Genomic DNA, 18,457 nt, shown 5'->3' on the forward strand with positions numbered 1-18,457 from the left:
CAGTTAAAAAAATCTAGCAATGTACTTGTATTAACATAAGTTATACCTAAGAAACGAAAATGTTTAGTGTTTATTTTGTTTTATTAAATTAAATTTATTAAAACAGCAAAAAGAATATTTATAAAGTAATGGTTGCCTTACAAAATCTTAAAATTTTATGTTTTATTCATTTTTTAAAACAAACGTATGACAACCTACAACTGCAGCTGTTTCGGTCCGTAAGCGGGTGTGTCCTAAAGAAACGGGTTGAAATCCTTTATTAAGGGCTGCATCAATTTCTTTTGATGAAAAATCACCTTCGGGACCAATTAGCAACGTATATTTTTTATGCGTTTGAACGGCATCGCGCAATAAAGTTTTATCTCGCTCTTCACAATGTGCTATAAACAAATCGCCCTCTAAATTTGTAGCCATAAATTGCTTAAACGTAATAGGTTCGTTTAATTTTGGCAAATACAATTGGTTAGATTGTTTCATTGCGGCTAAAATAATTTTATCAAAACGTTCGGTTTTAATAATTTTTCGTTCAGAATTATCACAAATAATCGGTGTAATTTCTTGTACGCCAATTTCGGTAGCTTTTTCTAAAAACCATTCGTAACGGTCATTCATTTTTGTTGGAGCAACTACCATATGAATGTAAAATGGGGATGCACTAACATGCTCACAAGCCGTTATTTTAACTGTACATTTTTTTTCTAAGGCTAAAATAATTTCAGAATTGTATAAATTTCCTTTTCCGTCTGTAATGTGAATAATGTGCCCTTCGGTTTTGCGTAAAACCTTTACAATATGCTTGCTTTCTTCTTTATCGAATGAAAATTCAGTTGCATTTGGACTAATATCTGGAGTGTAAAATAACTGCATTAAAATTCTAATCTAGCTTGATTTGTAACCGTTTTTTTTGCAAACTTATTATTTAAATAATACTGATAACCTACAATGCCAATCATAGCAGCATTATCTGTTGTATATTCAAATTTAGGAATAAACGTTTTCCATTTGTATTTGGTTTGTGCATCAAGCAAAGCTTGACGAATGCCAGAATTAGCTGAAACACCACCACCAATTGCGATTTGATTTATGCCCGTTTCTTTAACGGCCATTTTTAATTTATCCATTAAAATAGAAACAATAGTAAATTGAATAGATGCACAAATATCATTCATATTTTCTTCAATAAAATTAGGGTTTTCAGCCACATTTTTTTGAATAAAATACATGATTTGTGTTTTTAAACCGCTAAATGAAAAATTTAAACCATCAACTTTAGGTTTAGTAAATGTAAATGCTTTTGGATTACCAAATTTTGCGTTTTTATCAATTAACGGGCCACCCGGATAAGGTAATCCTAGCAATTTGGCAGATTTATCAAAGGCTTCGCCCACGGCATCATCTGTTGTTTCGCCTAATATTTCTAAATTAAAAAAATCATTAACCTTCACAATTTGTGTATGTCCACCCGAAATAGTTAATGCTAAAAACGGAAATTTAGGCTTATCATAACCTGGCTCATCAATAAAATGTGCTAATATATGTGCGTGCATGTGGTTAACAGCAATTAAAGGCACGTTTAAAGCAAAAGCTAAAGATTTAGCAAAATTACCACCAACTAATAAAGACCCCATTAATCCTGGTCCTTGCGTAAATGCAATGCCAGAAATTTGATCTTTAGTAATTCCTGCATCTTTAATGGCTATATCAACCACCGGAACAATATTTTGTTGGTGCGCACGTGAAGCCAATTCTGGAACAACACCGCCGTATTTTTGATGAATGCTTTGCGATGCAACAACATTGGTAATTACTTTATCATTACATAAAATAGCTGCACTTGTATCGTCACAAGAACTTTCTATTGCTAATATATATATAGGAGATTTTTCCATAAAAAAGGTTATTTTTGAGTGAAAATATGTAAACTCTGTATTATCTTTGAGCTTGTACAGCTTTTGGTGAGCTAAATCACCAACTTTTACATTTTTCAGTACAAAATTATAATAAAATAAGCTATCAAAAAATTAAATAAAATATTAAAACGCCTTTTACTAACTATTTTACTTTTACTTCTAAGTTTAAGTATTTTAGCTTTATTACCATTTGTTCAAAATTATTTTGGTCGTGTTTTAACCGAAAAGCTAAATGCCAACTTAGGAACAAATTTACATATTGAACAAGTTTACGTTTCGGTTTTTGGTACTGTAAATGTAAAAGGTTTATATATAGAAGATCATCATCAAGATACATTATTGTATGTAAATAAACTTAAAACCAGTTTATTAGGAGTTAAAGAGATTGCAAATTCTAAAGTTTTTTTAGGTAAGGCAGAATTGCACAACTTTAATTTCAAGGTTATTAAATATGAAAATGAAGATTATACCAATTTAGATGAATTTATTAGTAAAGTTGACGATGGCCAGCCCGGAACTGGCCGTTTCCGCTTATCTTCACCAAATATAAAAGCTTATAATTCTCGTTTTCAATTTATAAACAAGCAAGTAGAAAAATCTAAAATTTTAGATTTTAATCAATTAAACGGAGATTTAGATAACTTTTATATTAAAGGTCCTGAAATTACTACTAACATTAAACAATTAAGTTTTAACGAGCAAAGCGGAATTTCGGTTAAGCAATTGGCCGGAAACTTTTTGTACAACAAAACCAACTTGTATGTTAAAGAATTAAACTTAAAAACAGCCGAATCTACCATAGAAGGAAAAGTTGAGCTGATTTATAAGCCCAAATATTTTCAAGATTTTACCAATAAAGTTCGTATTGAAACCAATATTACGCGTTCGCGCATTTCGAGCAACGATTTAAATACGTTTTATAACGAATTTGCACCCAATCAATATTTTTATTTACAAAGTCAAATTCAAGGTTTTTTAAACGATTTTACCTTGTTTAATTTATCGGCATTTCATACCTCAGGAACCGAAGTTATTGGTAAAGTACAATTTCAAAATCTTTTTGATAAAGAAAAAGAATTTCGAATGATTGGGCGTTTTGCTAAAGCCGAAACATCATATCAAAAAACAAATCTTATTTTACCTCGAATTTTACACGACAAACTTCCCGAAGCATTAAACCGTTTGGGTAATGTAGTTTTAGTTGGTCAAATAGATTTAAGTAAACGCGATTTATCGTCAAACATGAGCATCTTAACCTCAATCGGTAAAGGTGAAGCTTTTGTTTCGTTAGAAGGATTTGATAACCCAGATAAAGTAAAATACCTAGGTAAAGTTGCCTTAAATGATTTTGATTTAGGATATTTTTTAAACGAAGATATTTTACAAAAAACAACTTTTAATATTAAGGTTGATGGTACCGGATTTACCAAAAAAGCCATGAATGTTGGTGTTAACGGTAAAGTAAATAAATTTTACTTTGGCGGTTATAATTATACCAACATCGAAATTGATGGTAATTTTAAACAACCGTATTTTAACGGAAACCTAAAGGCCAACGATCCGAATTTAAAAATGATTTTTAACGGATTGGTGAATTTAGAAGAAAATCACAAAGAATTTGATTTTAAAGCTCAAGTAGATTTAGCCAATTTGCATCTGCTTGGCATTCGTAAAAATAAAGAAATAGCAACTTTTAGTGGTAGTTTTGATGTAAAAGCTTCCGGAAATACCATTGATGATATTGCCGGAACAGCAATTATTGACAATATTGTTATTGATATTGATGATGAAGAATATCAATTTAAAGATTTTTTAATTCAATCTACATTTACCGATCAAGTGCGTCATTTAACCTTTCAATCGCCCGATATCGTTTCGGGTAATATTGTTGGTATTTATCAAGCCAATCAAGTTGGTAAGTTGGTACAAAATGCGTTAGGAAGTTTATATTCCAATTATTCTCCGTTCGAGCTTAACAAAAAACAATTTATTGATTTTGATGTTACCATTTACAACAAAATTGTTGAAGTTTTAGACGAAAAAATTAGCGTTAGCAACAAAACAACTTTAAAAGGACGTATTGATGGCGATTCTAACGATTTTAGCATGAATTTTAAATCACCAAACTTGGTGATTTATAACAACGAATTAGATAACGTAAACATTCAGGTAAATAACAAAAACCCGTTATTTAATACGTTCATCGAAATGGATTCTATTAAAATGCCAAAGTACAAACTATCAAACTTTAGCTTAATTAACTTAACGCTAAACGATACCATGTACGTGCGTTCCGAATTTGCCGGTGGTGCTAAAGCAACCGATTTGTACAACTTAAACTTGTATCATACCATTGATACCGATAATAAATCGGTTTTAGGTTTTAAAAAATCAGAAATAGCCATGAAAAACTTTACATGGTTTATTAATGAAGAAGATAGCCCAGAAGATAATAAAATCATTTTCAATAAAAAATTAGACGATTTTGAAATAGATAACATTTCGATGTCAAGTGCAGGGCAACGCGTAAACCTTTACGGAACCATGCAAGGCAAATACGATAAAGATTTAAGCTTAACTTTTGATGATGTTGATTTATCTAAGTTGCTCATAATCAATTCGGAAACGCTTTCTTTTGGGGGCGAATTAGATGGTGTTTTAAACGTTAAGCAAAACAAACCACAACAATATCAGCCATCAACCAACTTAATTATCGAAAAATTCAAGTTTAATGGCACTGAGCTCGGTAATTTTACTTTTAACATTAACGGTAATGATGATTTTAGTGTTTTTACAGTAAACTCAAAAATTAAAGAACAAGAAACCGAAAAATTAGCTATTGACGGAACTATTGATTTTAAAGCTGATCCGAAAGGAAAATTAGATTTAGAAATGTCTTTATCTAACTTTAAAATGCAGCCCTTACAACAAGTTTTAGGTAATATTTTTCAAAATATTCGTGGGTTTGCAAGCGGTAAAACAGCGGTAGAAGGCGTACTTTTAGATCCAGAAATTAACGGTCGCGTATATTTAACTGATGCCGGAATGACCATTCCGTTTTTAGGTGTAGATTTTAATATGGAACAAAACGCATCTATTGATGTTACCGAAAATCAGTTTTTAATTCGACACATTAAATTAACCGATACAAAATATAACACATCGGCTTATATTGATGGTTCTATTCGTCATAAACATTTGCAAAACTGGTTTTTAGATGTTGATGTGAATTCTAAAAACATGCTTATTTTAGATACGAAAGATAATTATGAAACGCCATTTTACGGAACAGCATTTATAGAAGGTACAGCGCATATTTCAGGCCCAACCAATGCATTGGTTTTTGATATTAAAGCCAAATCAAACACGGGTACAACCATTAAGTTACCGTTGGGCGAATCGGAGGGCGGCTTAGGAAATAATTCTTTTGTACATTTTTATAATCAAAAAGATAAAAAAAATATAGAAAAAGGCATCACAGCAGTTGCTACAAGCAACAATATCGAAATGATTTTTGATTTAGATATTACGCCAGAAGCCGAAATTGAAATTATTTTAGACCGAAGCTCAGGACACGGAATGAAAGGACGCGGAATCGGAACTATAAATATTGAATTAAATACCTTAGGCAAGTTTAGAATGTTGGGTGATTACCAAGTTTGGTCGGGCGAATATAACTTTAGATATGGCGGAATTATTGATAAAAAATTCCAAGTAAACAAATATTCAACCATCCGTTGGGCTGACGGAAACCCAATGAATGCGCTATTAAATTTACAAGCCGTTTATAAAACCGAATCTAACCCAGCAATTTTACTCGAAAACCCATCGTTTAACCGTAAAATTCCAACCGATGTAATTATCGATTTAAGCGGAAACTTAACCAATCCGCATCCTGATTTCATTATCAGCTTTCCAAACCTAAGTTCGGTAATGAAATCTGAAATTGATTACAAACTGCAAGATAAAGATACGCGCCAGACACAAGCAATGGCGTTATTAACTGGGGGTGGGTTTTTAACGCAAGAAAATGCAGCTAATGCCGTTTACGGATCTATTTTTGAGCGTGCCGGAAGCTTGTTCTCAGAAATTTTTTCGGGTGATGAAGAAGTGCTACAGGTTGGTTTTAATTACACACAGGCCGATCGTAATCCGTATATTCAAACAGAAGGTAGAATTGGGGTAACTTTATCAACCAATATCAACGAAAAAATTATGGTAAATGGTAAAGTTCGTGTTCCGGTTGGTGGAACTGAAGAATCAACCATAATCGGAGATATCGAAGTTGCTATCAAATTAAATACGGATGGAAGTTTAACCGCACGCGTTTTTAACCGCGAAAACGATATTTATTATTTTGGTGAAGGAATTGGTTACACACAAGGAGTGGGAGTTAATTACCAAGTAGATTTTGATACGTTTAGAGAATTGTTAGGTAAAATAATTAAAAGCGCAAACAAAAAAACGAAAGAAACTCCGGTTCAAGATTCTACCGATTCTGATTTTTCACCTGAATTTATCAAGTTTATCGAATCACGTAAAAATCGTCCTAACTTGCCAGAACCGCAAAAAACAACCGAACCGCCCATGCGTGTTCCCGATTTAGATTAGTAATAAAATAATAACATGTAAAAAAACCGTAATAAATTTTATTACGGTTTTTTTTATTAAATTTACTTATATACAGATTGATTTATGAAGCAACCAATTAAAAATATAGCGGTATTAACTTCGGGTGGTGATGCACCAGGAATGAATGCTGCCATTCGTGCCGTAGTTCGTGCGTGTGCGTATTATAATGTAAAATGTACCGGAATTTATCGTGGTTATCAAGGCATGATTGAAAACGATATGGTAGAAATGGGACCACGTACCGTAAAAAATATTGTTAACCGTGGCGGTACCATTTTAAAATCGGCGCGTTCAACCGATTTTAGAACCCCAGAAGGGCGTAAACAAGCGTACGAAAACTTACTAGCAAACGAAGTTGATGCCTTAGTAGTAATTGGCGGTGACGGAAGTTTTAAAGGCGGATTAGCTTTAACTAAGGAATTCAATTTTCCAATTATTGGTATTCCTGGTACCATTGATAATGATATTGCCGGAACTTCACATACTATTGGCTTTGATTCAGCGTTGAATACCGTGGTTGATGCCATTGATAAAATTCGCGATACAGCCAATTCACACAACCGCTTATTTTTTGTTGAAGTTATGGGCCGCGATGCCGGACATATTGCTTTAAATGCGGGGATTGGTGCGGGTGCTGAAGAAATTTTGATTCCGGAAGAAAACATTGGTTTCGAAAAATTAATTGATTCGTTAGAACGCAGCCGTAATTCTGGTAAATCATCAAGCATTGTTGTTGTAACCGAGGGCGATTCAATTGGTAAAACGGTTTTTGAGTTGGGCGAACAGGTTAAAAACACGATGCCTAATTACGATGTGCGTGTTTCTGTTTTAGGCCATTTGCAACGCGGTGGTTCACCAAGTTGTTTTGATCGTGTTTTAGCTTCTCGTTTTGGTGTAAAAGCAGTAGAAAGTTTATTAGCTGGTGAACATAGTATGATGGTTGGATTGTTGAATGATAAAGTAGTTTTATCTCCAATCGAAAAAGCAGTAAAATCTGCCGGAAATGGGGTAGATGAAGAATTAATTCGAATTTCAGATATTGTATCTATTTAAATAAAAATTTATGAGTAAAATAAAATTAGGAATTAATGGTTTTGGACGCATCGGAAGAATTGTTTTACGCGAATCTTTCGAGCGTAACGATATAGAAGTTGTTGCAGTTAATGATTTATTAGAATTAGATCACTTGGTTTATCTTTTAAAATACGATTCGGTGCACGGACGTTTTAAAGGAACCGTAGAAAGTGATGGTAAAAACTTAATTGTTAACGGACAAAAAATTCGCGTAACAGCCGAAAAAGATCCTAAAAACTTAAAATGGAATGAAGTAGGAGCAACCGTGGTTGCAGATTGTACTGGTATTTTTAAAACCTTAGCTTCTGCTGGGGCACATATTGAGGCAGGGGCTAAAAAAGTTATTATTTCGGCACCGTCTGACGATGCACTTATGTTTGTAATGGGCGTAAACGAAAACGAATTAACTGCTGCCAATCATATTATTTCTAACGCATCATGTACAACCAATTGCTTAGCACCCATGGCAAAGGTTTTAGACGATTATTTCGGAATTGTTGAAGGATTAATGACCACCGTGCATGCAACAACAGCAACTCAATTAACGGTTGACGGACCATCTAAAAAAGATTTTAGAGGCGGCCGTTCGGCTTTAAACAACATCATTCCTGCATCAACCGGAGCTGCAAAAGCCGTAACTAAGGTTATTCCGCATTTAAAAGGTAAACTTACCGGCATGTCATTCCGCGTTCCTACGGTTGATGTTTCTGTGGTAGATTTAACCGTGCGTTTAGAAAAAGCGACAAGTTACGAAGCAATTATTCAAGCGTTTGAAGCTGAAGCTCAAGGAAAACTAAAAGGCATTTTATCGGTAACACACGATGATGTGGTTTCGCAAGATTTTGTTTCAGAAACCAGCACTTGTGTAATTGATGCTAAAGCAGGAATTGCACTAAACCAAAACTTTTTTAAAATTATAGGTTGGTACGATAACGAATACGGTTATTCGGCTAAATTATTAGATTTAGTAGCAATAATGGCAACAAAATAAGCTTAAAAATCCCATTTATACGTGGGATTTTTTTATTTTTACTACATAAACTTTTTTACATGAAACTAATTGTTGATAGCGGATCAACCAAGGCAGATTGGGTCGCTATTTACCCAGATAATACAACTCGTTTTTTTTCAACTTTAGGTTTAAATCCTGAAGTTTTACGTCAGGACGAAGTTATTTCTCGTTTAGATTATTCCATCGATATTCTTGAAATTAAAGATCAGGTTACCGAAATTCATTTTTACGGATCGGGCTGTGGTACCGACCGAATGAAAAGTTATTTAAAAAATATTTTAGAAGAATATTTTCCGCAAGCTGATATTTTAGTTGTAGAAGATACGTATGCTGCAGCTTACGCAACAACGCCTAAAAATGAAAAAGCAATTGTTTGCATTTTAGGTACCGGATCAAATTGCAGTTATTTTGATGGCCAAAAATTGCATCAAAAGGTACAATCTTTAGGTTATTTAATTATGGATGATGCAGGCGGTGTTCAGTTTGGCAGGTTGTTATTACGCGAATATTATTACAACCAAATGCCAGCGCATATTGCAAAAGCTTTTGCTGATGTAGTAGAAACCGATGCCGATTATATTAAAAATAATTTATACAAAAAGCCAAATCCAAATGCTTATTTAGCCGGAATTGCCAAGTTTATTTTTGATTTTAAAGAAGATGCTTATATTAAAACATTAATAGAGCAGGAGATAACCCGATTTATTAAATATCATATTTTACAATATCCAGAAGCTTATCATGTTCCTATAAACTTTATCGGATCATTAGCTTATTATTTACAACCCGAAATTACCAAGCTTTTACAACAACATCAATTAAACATTGGTACGGTATATCAAAAACCGATTGATGGTTTAATTACTTATCATAAAAATTAACATGGAAATAGCAATTATTGCCCACGATGGAATGAAGGCTGATATGGTTCAGTTTTTAAACAACAACCTTGAATTTTTAAGAAACCCGAAGATTAATTTAATTGCTACTGGAACTACGGGCAGCAAAGCAGAAAAATTAGGGTTAAAAATTACAAAGTTTTTATCGGGTCCGAAAGGCGGAGATGCCCAAATTGCCGCACGCGTTGCAGAAGGTAAAACACAAATGGTTATTTTTTTTAAAGATCCTATGTCAAGCCATCCGCACGAACCAGATATTAACATGCTTATTCGTATTTGCGATGTGCACGATGTACCTTTAGCTACAAATGATGCTACTGCACAATTACTTTTTGAAGCTATTGCTAATAAGTTATAATAAAAAAGAGCCGTTTTAAACGGCTCTTTTTTATTCAGTTATTTTTATTTCAAACATTTTATCCCAGTTTTTACCGGTAACAAAAAACGTATTGGTTTCTATATTATAAGCAATTCCGTTTAAAACATCAACATCCGGATGTTGTGTAATTTTTGTTTTTAAAGCACTTAAATCTAATACAGCTTCTATTTCTCCGGTTTCCGGATTAATAACCGCTACCGCATCCGATTGGTATAAATTCGCGTAAATTTTACCATTTACATATTCCATTTCGTTAATGGTTTGTATTTTAGAGCGGTTGCTATAAACTTTAACTTCTTTTACTTTTTGCTTGGTTTCTGGATCAACAAAATATAATTTTTCAGATCCGTCGGACATAATTAAGTTTGTACCGTCGTTCGTTAATCCCCAACCTTGAATTTGTGAAAAGTAAGGAAAGGTTTCTAAACGTTCTAACGTTTTGGCATCATAAACATAACCTTCTACATTTCGCCAAGTTAATTGATAAATTTTATCATTTAAAACAGTTGCACCTTCGCCAAATACATCATCGGTTAATTCTACAATTTGTAAAACTTCGCCTGTTTTTGGATTAACACGACGAATGCTCGATTTACCACGTTTACCAGTTGGTCCTTCACCATTACCTGTACTTTCAATTAGCACATTGCCATCAAATTCTAAACCTTGCGTATATGCACGTAAATCGTGCGGATACGTATTTACAATCGAATAATTTAAAGGTTTTATTTCTTGTGTGCCTAAAACTTCAACACGAGTCGAAATAGGGGTTTCTACACCGTCTACAAATACTAATGCGCGTAAATAATTATAACCTAAATCGTAATCTTTTAAATTTACTTTAAAATCTTCAATTGCTTCTTTTTTACCAAGCTTTGTATTGTTAACATAATAAATAACCGAATCTATGGTATGGTTATCTGGGTTTAAAATTTTAAAATCAACTTGATCTGCTTTGGTATAAGTTGCTTTAAAAGTTGAATTATCGATAGAAAAGTTATAATTTTTATTTTTATTACTATCGGAACAGCTAAAAGATAAGGCACATAATGCGCTGAATCCGAAAAGTTTATATGTATTCATAAATCGTGTTATTTTTAAAGCAATATAACACTTCCATTTTATTTTCACAATTAGATTTGCAATAATAAAAAATGAATGTATATTTGCAGTGGCAAGTCCTACACGACCAGCTCCTAATGACTCCTCCAGGGCGGGAACGCAGCAAAGGTAATTGGTTGTAGCGGTGCGATGTAGATCGCTTGCCTTTTTTTATTACACAAAATCCTCAATATATAAATCTTCTCAGACTGAGAAGATTTTTTTATTCCTAATCTTTTGGCACTTAAAGGGTTTGCTTAGTATTAAAATTTTGTAATCAAATTCTTTCTTATCTGCGCTTGTTTTACAAAAAAATGGATGTATATTTGCAGCGGCAAGTCCTACACGACCAGCTCCTAATGACTCCTCCAGGGCGGGAACGCAGCAAAGGTAATTGGTTGTAGCGGTGCGATGTAGATCGCTTGCCTTTTTTTATTACAAAAACAACTCAATATATAAATCTTCTCAGGCTGAGAAGATTTTTTTTATTTACAAAATACTAACATTAAACAAATAGTATTTTCCCTGCCCTAAAATAAAATTTCGTAACTTGTCGTTAGTAATTATAAGGGTTCTTGCTAGTTAAGGATCAAAAAACTAAACTACCATATTATGAAAAAAATACTTTTTCCAACTGATTTTTCTGAAACATCATTCAATGCTTTTAAATATGCTTTAGAATTAGCCAATTTTTTAAAAGCTGAAATTCAGGTGCTGCATATTTTCGAATCTAAAACATTGAGCTCTTCGCGTTTGTCGCCAAAAACAATTGATGAATTTAAAGAAAATATAGAGCTAAAAGAATTTGAACATTTTAAAAGTTTTGGAACAAAATTTAGAGCAATTGCTGAAGAAATTGGACGTGATGATATTAACTTTCAATATATTTTAGAATACGGCTATTTACTACCTGTTGTTCAGAAAAAAATTAAAGAAGAAGGTATTGATTTGGTAGTTATGGGAACTAATAACGATAAGGATTTTGAAACTTCGGTTTTAGGAAGCAATACCTACAATGTAATTTTACATACCGATGTACCAACCTTATGTGTGCCTAAAATAGCTGTGTATAAAAAAATAGAAAAAATGGTTTTTTCGACAGCTTTTTCACCTAAAGACGTTACTGCATTAAAATATTTTATTGACTTGGCCAATGATAACGATTGTGAGGCAAAATGCGTTTATGTGGATTATAAAAACAGAAAGTACGACAACTTATTAAACGCTTGGAAAACAACTTTTTCTAAAGATAATATTGAATTTGTTATTTTAAAAGGAGATAATCCGGTAAAAGAAGTTACCGATTATATTGAGCGCGAAAATGTGGGGTTATTAACTACGGTAAAGTACAATAAAACCTTTTTTGAAAGTATTTTCACATCAAGTTTTACTAAAAAAATATCAAACCGCGTAAATATTCCTTTACTGGTTATTCATAATTAAAAATAAAAAAGCATTTACTTGGTAAATGCTTTTTTATTATACTATTTTTCTGATTACTCGTAATTTATGCGTATGCCTGCCGGTATCTACATTGTAAATGCCTTGATAATCTAATTTATCAATTCGTACTTGTCCTGAAGCATGAATAATAAAGTTATTGGCTAAAATAATTCCGACATGAATAATTTTACCTTCTTCATTATCAAAAAAGGCTAAATCTCCAGGTTCTGCTTCTTCAATAAAACTTAAAACTTCGCCAACGGCTGCTTGTTGATAGGCATCTCGTGGAATTGCATATCCAGCTGTTTTATATACCATTTGTGTAAAACCAGAACAATCTATTCCAAATGGTGTTTTACCACCCCATAAATAGGGTGCATTTAAATATAAATAAGCGGTGTTTAGAATAACTTCTTTGTTTTTTCCTTGATATAAAGTTCCATCAAAACTAAAATTAAATGTATTTATATCAGGTAACGATAAAAAGCGTAAATCAGAGCCTAAATGAATAGGTAATAACAAGCCATTTTCTGCAGATACGTATTCAATAATATCCCCGGAAACAGCTAGGGGTGTTTTTTGAAGAGTTGCAAAACTTGTTTCACTAATTTTAAAAACTTGCTTGGCATCAACCCATCCTTCGTACTGATCGTATTCTAAAACAATTTTATACCAACTACCTTGTTCTTCCGTAATTTTAAAAAAATCACCAAAAAGAACTTGTGTGGTCATCTCACTTCTGTCGTTAGGTTCCAATCGTAACGGAATATTAGCTAATATACAAATACCATGCATGTAATAAATTTTTTACAAAAATACAAAAACCTTATTCATAACAAATAAGGCTTCTGTTTTTATTCTTAATTTTAATTTAGGCTTTTTGAAGTACCACAGCAGATGCGCCGCCGCCGCCGTTGCAAATTGCTGCAGCTCCGTATTTTCCGTTGTTTTGTTGTAAAACATGAACTAAGGTTACTAAGATACGAGCACCAGAACAACCTAGCGGATGCCCTAAAGATACAGCGCCTCCGTTAACATTTACTTTTGTTGCATCTAATTTAAGTAAATCGGTATTTACCATACCTACAACAGAAAAAGCTTCGTTAAATTCAAAATAATCTATGTCAGTAGTTTTTAAATTTGCTTTTTCTAAAGCTTTTGGTAAAGCTTTTGCTGGCGCAGTTGTAAAAAACTGAGGTTCATGCGCTGCATCAGCATATGAAACAAGATAGGCTAGTGGTTTTAAATTAAGTTCTTTAGCTTTTTCTTCGCTCATTAGTACCAAAGCGGCAGCACCATCATTAATTGTCGATGCATTAGCAGCAGTTACGGTACCAGTTTTAGTGAAAGCCGGTGATAAGCTAGGTATTTTATCTAATTTAACGTTAGTAAATTCTTCATCTTTAGCAAAAATAATTGGTTCTCCACGACGTTGAGGAACTTCTACCGGAACAATTTCATCATTAAATTTACCTGCTTCCCATGCTGCAGCCGATTTTTTGTAAGATCCTATAGCAAATTCATCTTGCTGTTCACGGGTATACTTATACTTTTCAGCACATAAATCTGCAGAAACACCCATTGCATTATTATCATACGCATCTAAAAGACCGTCTTTTTGTAAGCCATCTATTAAAGTAGATGGGCCAAACTTAACACCGTTACGCATATGTACGTAATGTGGTATTTGACTCATATTTTCCATTCCACCAGCAACTACAACGTCAGCATCGCCTAATAAAATTGCTTGAGCACCTTGCATAACTGCTTTCATACCTGAGGCACAAACTTTGTTTACGGTAGTACAAGGTACCGTGTTTGGAATTCCAGCTTTTAATGCAGCTTGTCTTGCTGGCGCTTGTCCTTCGCCTGCCTGAATTACATTACCCATTAAAACTTCATCCACATATTTAGGATCTAAATTAATTTTAGCTAGTGCACCTTGTATTGCAGTTGCTCCTAATTGTGTTGCAGGAACTGATGCTAAAGATCCTAGAAAAGAACCAATAGGTGTTCTAACAGCCGATACAATTACAACTTTTTTACTCATATTATAGATTTTGTTTGTTTTCTATTGCTAATATACTAATTTGAGGTTATTAAAAATATAGAAGCTCAATTTTTAATTCTTTTTCTCTTTATTTATCTAAGTTAACTTACTATTAAAAAAAAGTTGCCTTTGTAATTGATTGAAATCTAAATCCTTAATAAAAAGATAAAAAAAAAAGACGAAAAAAGGCATGATATTATTTGGAAACATAGAGTCTTTGCTCTACATTTGCACTCGCAAAACGGTTGATAAATCAGCCGTTCGCAAAGCAAGGAGAGGTGCCGGAGTGGTAACGGAGCAGATTGCTAATCTGTCATCGGGTAACCGATGCCAGGGTTCGAGTCCCTGTCTCTCCGCTTTTTTCGGGGTGTAGCGTAGCCCGGTTATCGCGCCTGGTTTGGGACCAGGAGGTCGCAGGTTCGAATCCTGCCACCCCGACGGAAAAAATAATGGTCCAGTAGCTCAGTTGGATAGAGCAACTGCCTTCTAAGCAGTAGGTCTCAGGTTCGAACCCTGACTGGATCACAACAGTAAATATAAATTAACAAGTATTTGTTTACTTCATTTTAATATTTATATTTGCAAAACTTAATTTAAAAATAGGAGAGGTGCCGGAGTGGTAACGGAGCAGATTGCTAATCTGTCATCGGGTAACCGATGCCAGGGTTCGAGTCCCTGTCTCTCCGCTTTTTTCGGGGTGTAGCGTAGCCCGGTTATCGCGCCTGGTTTGGGACCAGGAGGTCGCAGGTTCGAATCCTGCCACCCCGACGGAAAAAATAATGGTCCAGTAGCTCAGTTGGATAGAGCAACTGCCTTCTAAGCAGTAGGTCTCAGGTTCGAACCCTGACTGGATCACAAAGCCCGATATTTAATATCGGGCTTTGCTTTTTAATGTAATACAACAAAATTGTATATATTTTTATAATCTACAACCGTTGTACTTATATTTACTGTAGGATTTGGGTTGTTGTTTTTAGAAATGACCCCTATTTGCTCCGGTTTAAAGCCTGCATCAAATCTTAATCTGTAAGAACCTACCTCTGGTAAGTAAATAGCTTCTCTGCCTTTATAAAAGGCACCATTTAAAACAATTGGAACTTCAGAAGTATTTATTCCATTTTTATAAACAATCCATTCTTTATTATTCCATTTTTCTAACGAATAGGCCAATAAAAAATATGGAGATTTAGTTGTTTCATACAAGTTTGTGGGCAATTCATCTGTTTCGCCTTGTAATAAATTAGGGAAAGAAATAGTAAAAACTAGCGAATCGTTTCTAAAATAAAAATTATTTCCTTCAATACTTACTAAATTCGGAGCTTCTATATAAACGGTATTATAAAACTGATCGTCCGTATGATTGCAGGCAGCTAATAAACTTAAAGAGCCAATAGCTAATATTTGTATTATTTTTTTCATAAGCATCAATTAAAAAAAATATCCTACGTTTAAAGCATAACGCGGCACATATTTAGGTGACTTTTCATTAAATAAATTAACACTGCTACCGCCTAAAACTTCAACGCTAAAACGTTTTTTTATTCTGGTTTTAAAACCTAAACTTAAACCAGGAGCAATATCTAAATAATTGCTTTGTTTTATTGTATAAACATAACTGCCATTATTTACTAATGCATCTAATGTTTTATGCTTTCCGCCGTTAATGGCTAAAAAACCTTCTATAAAAACAAATTTAACCTGATCTTTAGTTAAGGCATAACGTGCATATGGAATGATTTCGTACTGTGGTAAATTAAAGTATTTATCGGTTTCGAAAGAATTTTTACGAGATTTATTTTGATGAAAATTGATGCTCATTCCAAAATACCATTGTAATCTGGACTGATATTCGTAAGAAAACTGAATTTTTTGATTGATAGCTAAGGATAATAAATCAAATTTAATTTCATGTGGATGGGGCACATAATTTACTTCTCTAAACAAATCGTAATTTTCTTTCTTCTTTTTAAACAGTTTTTCGGGCAATATATGCTGAGCAAATGCCGTAATGGAAATTAGGCATACAAAGGTTAAAAGGCATCTTTTCATAAAATTAATTAATTGTGAGTTCCCCCAATATTTCTTTACTCATAAACGGTCCACCCGGATAACGCGCTGTATAATCTAAGTTAAGCCAAACCTGATCGCGCTCGTCAATATGATAAAAAATTTGTTTGTTTTTGGCTTCTTTTTCAAATAAAACTTCTTTTATTAAATAAATAGCTGTTTCTAAATCTGCTTTAGAACCAATAAGCATTTCGGGGTACATATGCCCTTGGGTATGAATAATACGCGGCGTACCACCTATGGCTTTAATACAAGCTGACATGAAGATGGCATGATCGTCGCAATCTCCCGAAAAATGTTCTAAAGATTCGCTGGCTGCGGCAATATATTCCTGACCGATAGGATCGTTAACATAATTCCATTTTTCATTAACTTCTTTAAAAACGGCAAAACACTGAATCATTTTACGATTTTCGCGATAACCTTTTAAATTAGAAAAATGTTTTGTTGTAGCACTAACAGCAAAATTGCGCACGCCCGGATTTGTAAATTCTACAGCTTTTAATATTTTGTTTTTATTAGGAAACGGTAAAAGACGTGAAATAATTACATCTTGTGGGTACGGATTATCTTGCATGCTATAAATCATAGAGCGATAATCTTCGTAAATGTTTGAAAATCCGTAGTTTCCGATTAATGTTCCGTAACCTAAAAGCATTAAATAAATTGCTATTGCAAATAACAAAACGCGTTTAACAGCACGTAATAAAAAAAACAAACCCAAAAGAATGGCAATAAAAATTAAGATACGGTCTAAGTGAAAAGGCCAATCGGGGTCAATTATATTTTGATGAAGGATGATGAATCCTGGAATCTCGATTAGTACAACAAGTAGCAATATAATAATGCTATCCCAAGGTTTTGGGATAGCAAGTTTTTGAACTATTTTTTTTATATTTTCTACTTTAAATCGGGGCACTTTATTTTACGAATTCCTGATAAGAAGGTTTGTGTTGAATTAAATTTAAATCGCTTAACTGATTTACCACCAAGTTAAATGATTTTTGATCGAATTTTTTTTGCGACCATTGGGTTAAGCTTAACCATTCTTGCACATCTTTTACTTCTAAATTATAACGTGAAGCTAAGGTTTTATCTATACTCGGAATTATTTTAAATTCACAAGTTGTGTTGTTTATAATTTCTAAAATTTGTTCAACAACAGCTGTGCTTTCATCATAAAACTGCTTACGAACGGCAACAACAAAACTAGGCCATGGAGTAGGGCATTCGCCAATTTTTTTAAAAACTTTTGCGTCAACCATAGGTTTAGTCATAAATCGTTCCCACATAAAATAATCTGCTGTTTTATTTTGTAACGCAACAACGGCATTGTCAATTGTATTTACAACTTCAAAATTTAATTGGTTAATGTCCCAATTTTGTAGGTTTGCATTTACTACAGACATAAGATGCGAACCAGAACCAAAACGCGAAATAGCTGCTGTTTTACCCTCTAAATCTGCAATTGACTGATATGGTGCGTTATAATCGGCGTGAATACCCCACAATAAAGGTGATTTAACGTAGGTTTGTACGATATAAGAAGAATTTGTAGTTGCTATGTTTTTAATGATGCCTTCGGTTAATATAATAGCAAAATCAGTTTCGTTGTTTGCTAACATATCACACATTTTTCCGGTGCCTTCTGGTACATCTGTCCATTGTAAATCAATACCAAACTCACCAAATTCATCATTTTCTATACACAAGTGCCAAGGCAAATTAAAATGCTCTGGAACTCCAACTATTTTAACGGTTTTCATTTTAATAAATTTATAAGCTAATATAATAAATTGTTGTTTAGTAAAGTCATAAAAAACCAATCCCCGCATAAAAAAATGCAGGGATTGATTCGCAAAATTAATAAACAAACAGACATAAAATCAA

At 33.3% G+C, this 18,457-nt stretch carries 15 protein-coding genes, 6 tRNA genes and 2 other RNA genes; 14 read left to right on the top strand and 9 right to left on the bottom strand.

Annotated features, from left to right (window positions below; translation table 11 throughout):
* Window positions 1–162 precede the first annotated feature (162 nt).
* Window positions 163–867 (bottom strand): 16S rRNA (uracil(1498)-N(3))-methyltransferase, encoded by a 705-nt coding sequence (locus K5I29_RS03810; protein ID WP_264434525.1) that lies wholly within the window; start codon window positions 865–867, stop codon window positions 163–165.
* Entirely contained in the window at window positions 867–1,889 is a 1,023-nt protein-coding gene (gene tsaD / locus K5I29_RS03815; protein WP_264434526.1) for a tRNA (adenosine(37)-N6)-threonylcarbamoyltransferase complex transferase subunit TsaD, read from the bottom strand. The genes K5I29_RS03810 and tsaD overlap by 1 nt, the downstream gene beginning before the upstream one ends.
* Before the next feature lie 360 nt (window positions 1,890–2,249).
* Between tsaD and K5I29_RS03820 the strand changes: the two genes are divergently transcribed.
* From K5I29_RS03820 to K5I29_RS03840, 5 genes are all read left to right on the top strand, one after another.
* Window positions 2,250–6,521, top strand: coding sequence for a translocation/assembly module TamB domain-containing protein (locus tag K5I29_RS03820; RefSeq protein ID WP_264434527.1), 4,272 nt, complete (start codon window positions 2,250–2,252; stop codon window positions 6,519–6,521).
* Between the two features lie 84 nt (window positions 6,522–6,605).
* Window positions 6,606–7,595 (top strand): 6-phosphofructokinase, encoded by a 990-nt coding sequence (pfkA, locus tag K5I29_RS03825; protein WP_264434528.1) that lies wholly within the window; start codon window positions 6,606–6,608, stop codon window positions 7,593–7,595.
* A gap of 10 nt (window positions 7,596–7,605) precedes the next feature.
* Window positions 7,606–8,607: a type I glyceraldehyde-3-phosphate dehydrogenase gene (gene gap / locus K5I29_RS03830; RefSeq protein ID WP_264434529.1), complete on the top strand. Its 1,002-nt coding sequence runs from the start codon at window positions 7,606–7,608 to the stop codon at window positions 8,605–8,607.
* 59 nt (window positions 8,608–8,666) lie between these two features.
* Window positions 8,667–9,509: an N-acetylglucosamine kinase gene (locus tag K5I29_RS03835; protein WP_264434530.1), complete on the top strand. Its 843-nt coding sequence runs from the start codon at window positions 8,667–8,669 to the stop codon at window positions 9,507–9,509.
* A 1-nt stretch (window position 9,510) separates the two neighbouring features.
* Window positions 9,511–9,885 (top strand): methylglyoxal synthase, encoded by a 375-nt coding sequence (locus tag K5I29_RS03840; protein WP_264434531.1) that lies wholly within the window; start codon window positions 9,511–9,513, stop codon window positions 9,883–9,885.
* Window positions 9,886–9,915: 30 nt separating this feature from the next.
* Here K5I29_RS03840 and K5I29_RS03845 read toward each other — a convergent pair whose 3' ends face one another.
* Window positions 9,916–10,989, bottom strand: a complete 1,074-nt coding sequence (locus K5I29_RS03845) for a glutaminyl-peptide cyclotransferase (protein ID WP_264434532.1) — start codon at window positions 10,987–10,989, stop codon at window positions 9,916–9,918.
* An 89-nt stretch (window positions 10,990–11,078) separates the two neighbouring features.
* Between K5I29_RS03845 and ffs (K5I29_RS03850) the strand changes: the two genes are divergently transcribed.
* The 3 genes from ffs (K5I29_RS03850) to K5I29_RS03860 all read left to right on the top strand — a co-directional run bounded on the left by ffs (K5I29_RS03850) (window position 11,079) and on the right by K5I29_RS03860 (window position 12,450).
* Window positions 11,079–11,177: signal recognition particle sRNA small type (gene ffs, locus K5I29_RS03850), an RNA gene on the top strand.
* Window positions 11,178–11,339: 162 nt separating this feature from the next.
* Window positions 11,340–11,438, top strand: an RNA gene (gene ffs / locus K5I29_RS03855) — signal recognition particle sRNA small type.
* 181 nt (window positions 11,439–11,619) lie between these two features.
* Window positions 11,620–12,450 (top strand): universal stress protein, encoded by an 831-nt coding sequence (locus tag K5I29_RS03860; RefSeq protein WP_264434533.1) that lies wholly within the window; start codon window positions 11,620–11,622, stop codon window positions 12,448–12,450.
* 36 nt (window positions 12,451–12,486) lie between these two features.
* Here the strand turns inward: K5I29_RS03860 and K5I29_RS03865 are convergent, their stop codons facing one another.
* Both K5I29_RS03865 and K5I29_RS03870 read right to left on the bottom strand, forming a co-directional pair.
* Window positions 12,487–13,245 (bottom strand): C40 family peptidase, encoded by a 759-nt coding sequence (locus K5I29_RS03865; RefSeq protein ID WP_264434534.1) that lies wholly within the window; start codon window positions 13,243–13,245, stop codon window positions 12,487–12,489.
* A gap of 76 nt (window positions 13,246–13,321) precedes the next feature.
* Entirely contained in the window at window positions 13,322–14,500 is a 1,179-nt protein-coding gene (locus K5I29_RS03870; RefSeq protein WP_264434535.1) for an acetyl-CoA C-acyltransferase, read from the bottom strand.
* Between the two features lie 272 nt (window positions 14,501–14,772).
* Here K5I29_RS03870 and K5I29_RS03875 point away from each other — a divergent pair.
* The 6 genes from K5I29_RS03875 to K5I29_RS03900 all read left to right on the top strand — a co-directional run bounded on the left by K5I29_RS03875 (window position 14,773) and on the right by K5I29_RS03900 (window position 15,355).
* Window positions 14,773–14,856 (top strand) — tRNA-Ser (locus K5I29_RS03875).
* Between the two features lie 7 nt (window positions 14,857–14,863).
* A tRNA-Pro gene (locus K5I29_RS03880) sits at window positions 14,864–14,938 on the top strand.
* A 13-nt stretch (window positions 14,939–14,951) separates the two neighbouring features.
* Window positions 14,952–15,025 (top strand) — tRNA-Arg (locus tag K5I29_RS03885).
* A 77-nt stretch (window positions 15,026–15,102) separates the two neighbouring features.
* Window positions 15,103–15,186, top strand: a tRNA-Ser gene (locus tag K5I29_RS03890).
* Between the two features lie 7 nt (window positions 15,187–15,193).
* A tRNA-Pro gene (locus K5I29_RS03895) sits at window positions 15,194–15,268 on the top strand.
* 13 nt (window positions 15,269–15,281) lie between these two features.
* Window positions 15,282–15,355 (top strand) — tRNA-Arg (locus K5I29_RS03900).
* A gap of 33 nt (window positions 15,356–15,388) precedes the next feature.
* On the opposite strand, the gene K5I29_RS03905 is transcribed toward K5I29_RS03900, so the two are convergent.
* Genes K5I29_RS03905 through K5I29_RS03920 form a run of 4 tightly spaced genes read right to left on the bottom strand, consistent with a single transcriptional unit; the run spans window position 15,389 to window position 18,333 of the window.
* Window positions 15,389–15,919, bottom strand: coding sequence for a hypothetical protein (locus K5I29_RS03905; protein WP_264434536.1), 531 nt, complete (start codon window positions 15,917–15,919; stop codon window positions 15,389–15,391).
* A gap of 9 nt (window positions 15,920–15,928) precedes the next feature.
* Entirely contained in the window at window positions 15,929–16,549 is a 621-nt protein-coding gene (locus tag K5I29_RS03910; protein WP_264434537.1) for a hypothetical protein, read from the bottom strand.
* Window positions 16,550–16,553: 4 nt separating this feature from the next.
* On the bottom strand, window positions 16,554–17,486 hold the full coding sequence (locus K5I29_RS03915) for a transglutaminase (RefSeq protein ID WP_264434538.1): 933 nt from the start codon (window positions 17,484–17,486) through the stop codon (window positions 16,554–16,556).
* A gap of 1 nt (window position 17,487) precedes the next feature.
* Window positions 17,488–18,333: a substrate-binding domain-containing protein gene (locus tag K5I29_RS03920; RefSeq protein ID WP_264434539.1), complete on the bottom strand. Its 846-nt coding sequence runs from the start codon at window positions 18,331–18,333 to the stop codon at window positions 17,488–17,490.
* Window positions 18,334–18,457: the final 124 nt, after the last annotated feature.

It is taken from the genome of Flavobacterium agricola, assembly GCF_025919725.1.
In the GTDB taxonomy this organism is placed as follows: domain Bacteria; phylum Bacteroidota; class Bacteroidia; order Flavobacteriales; family Flavobacteriaceae; genus Flavobacterium; species Flavobacterium agricola.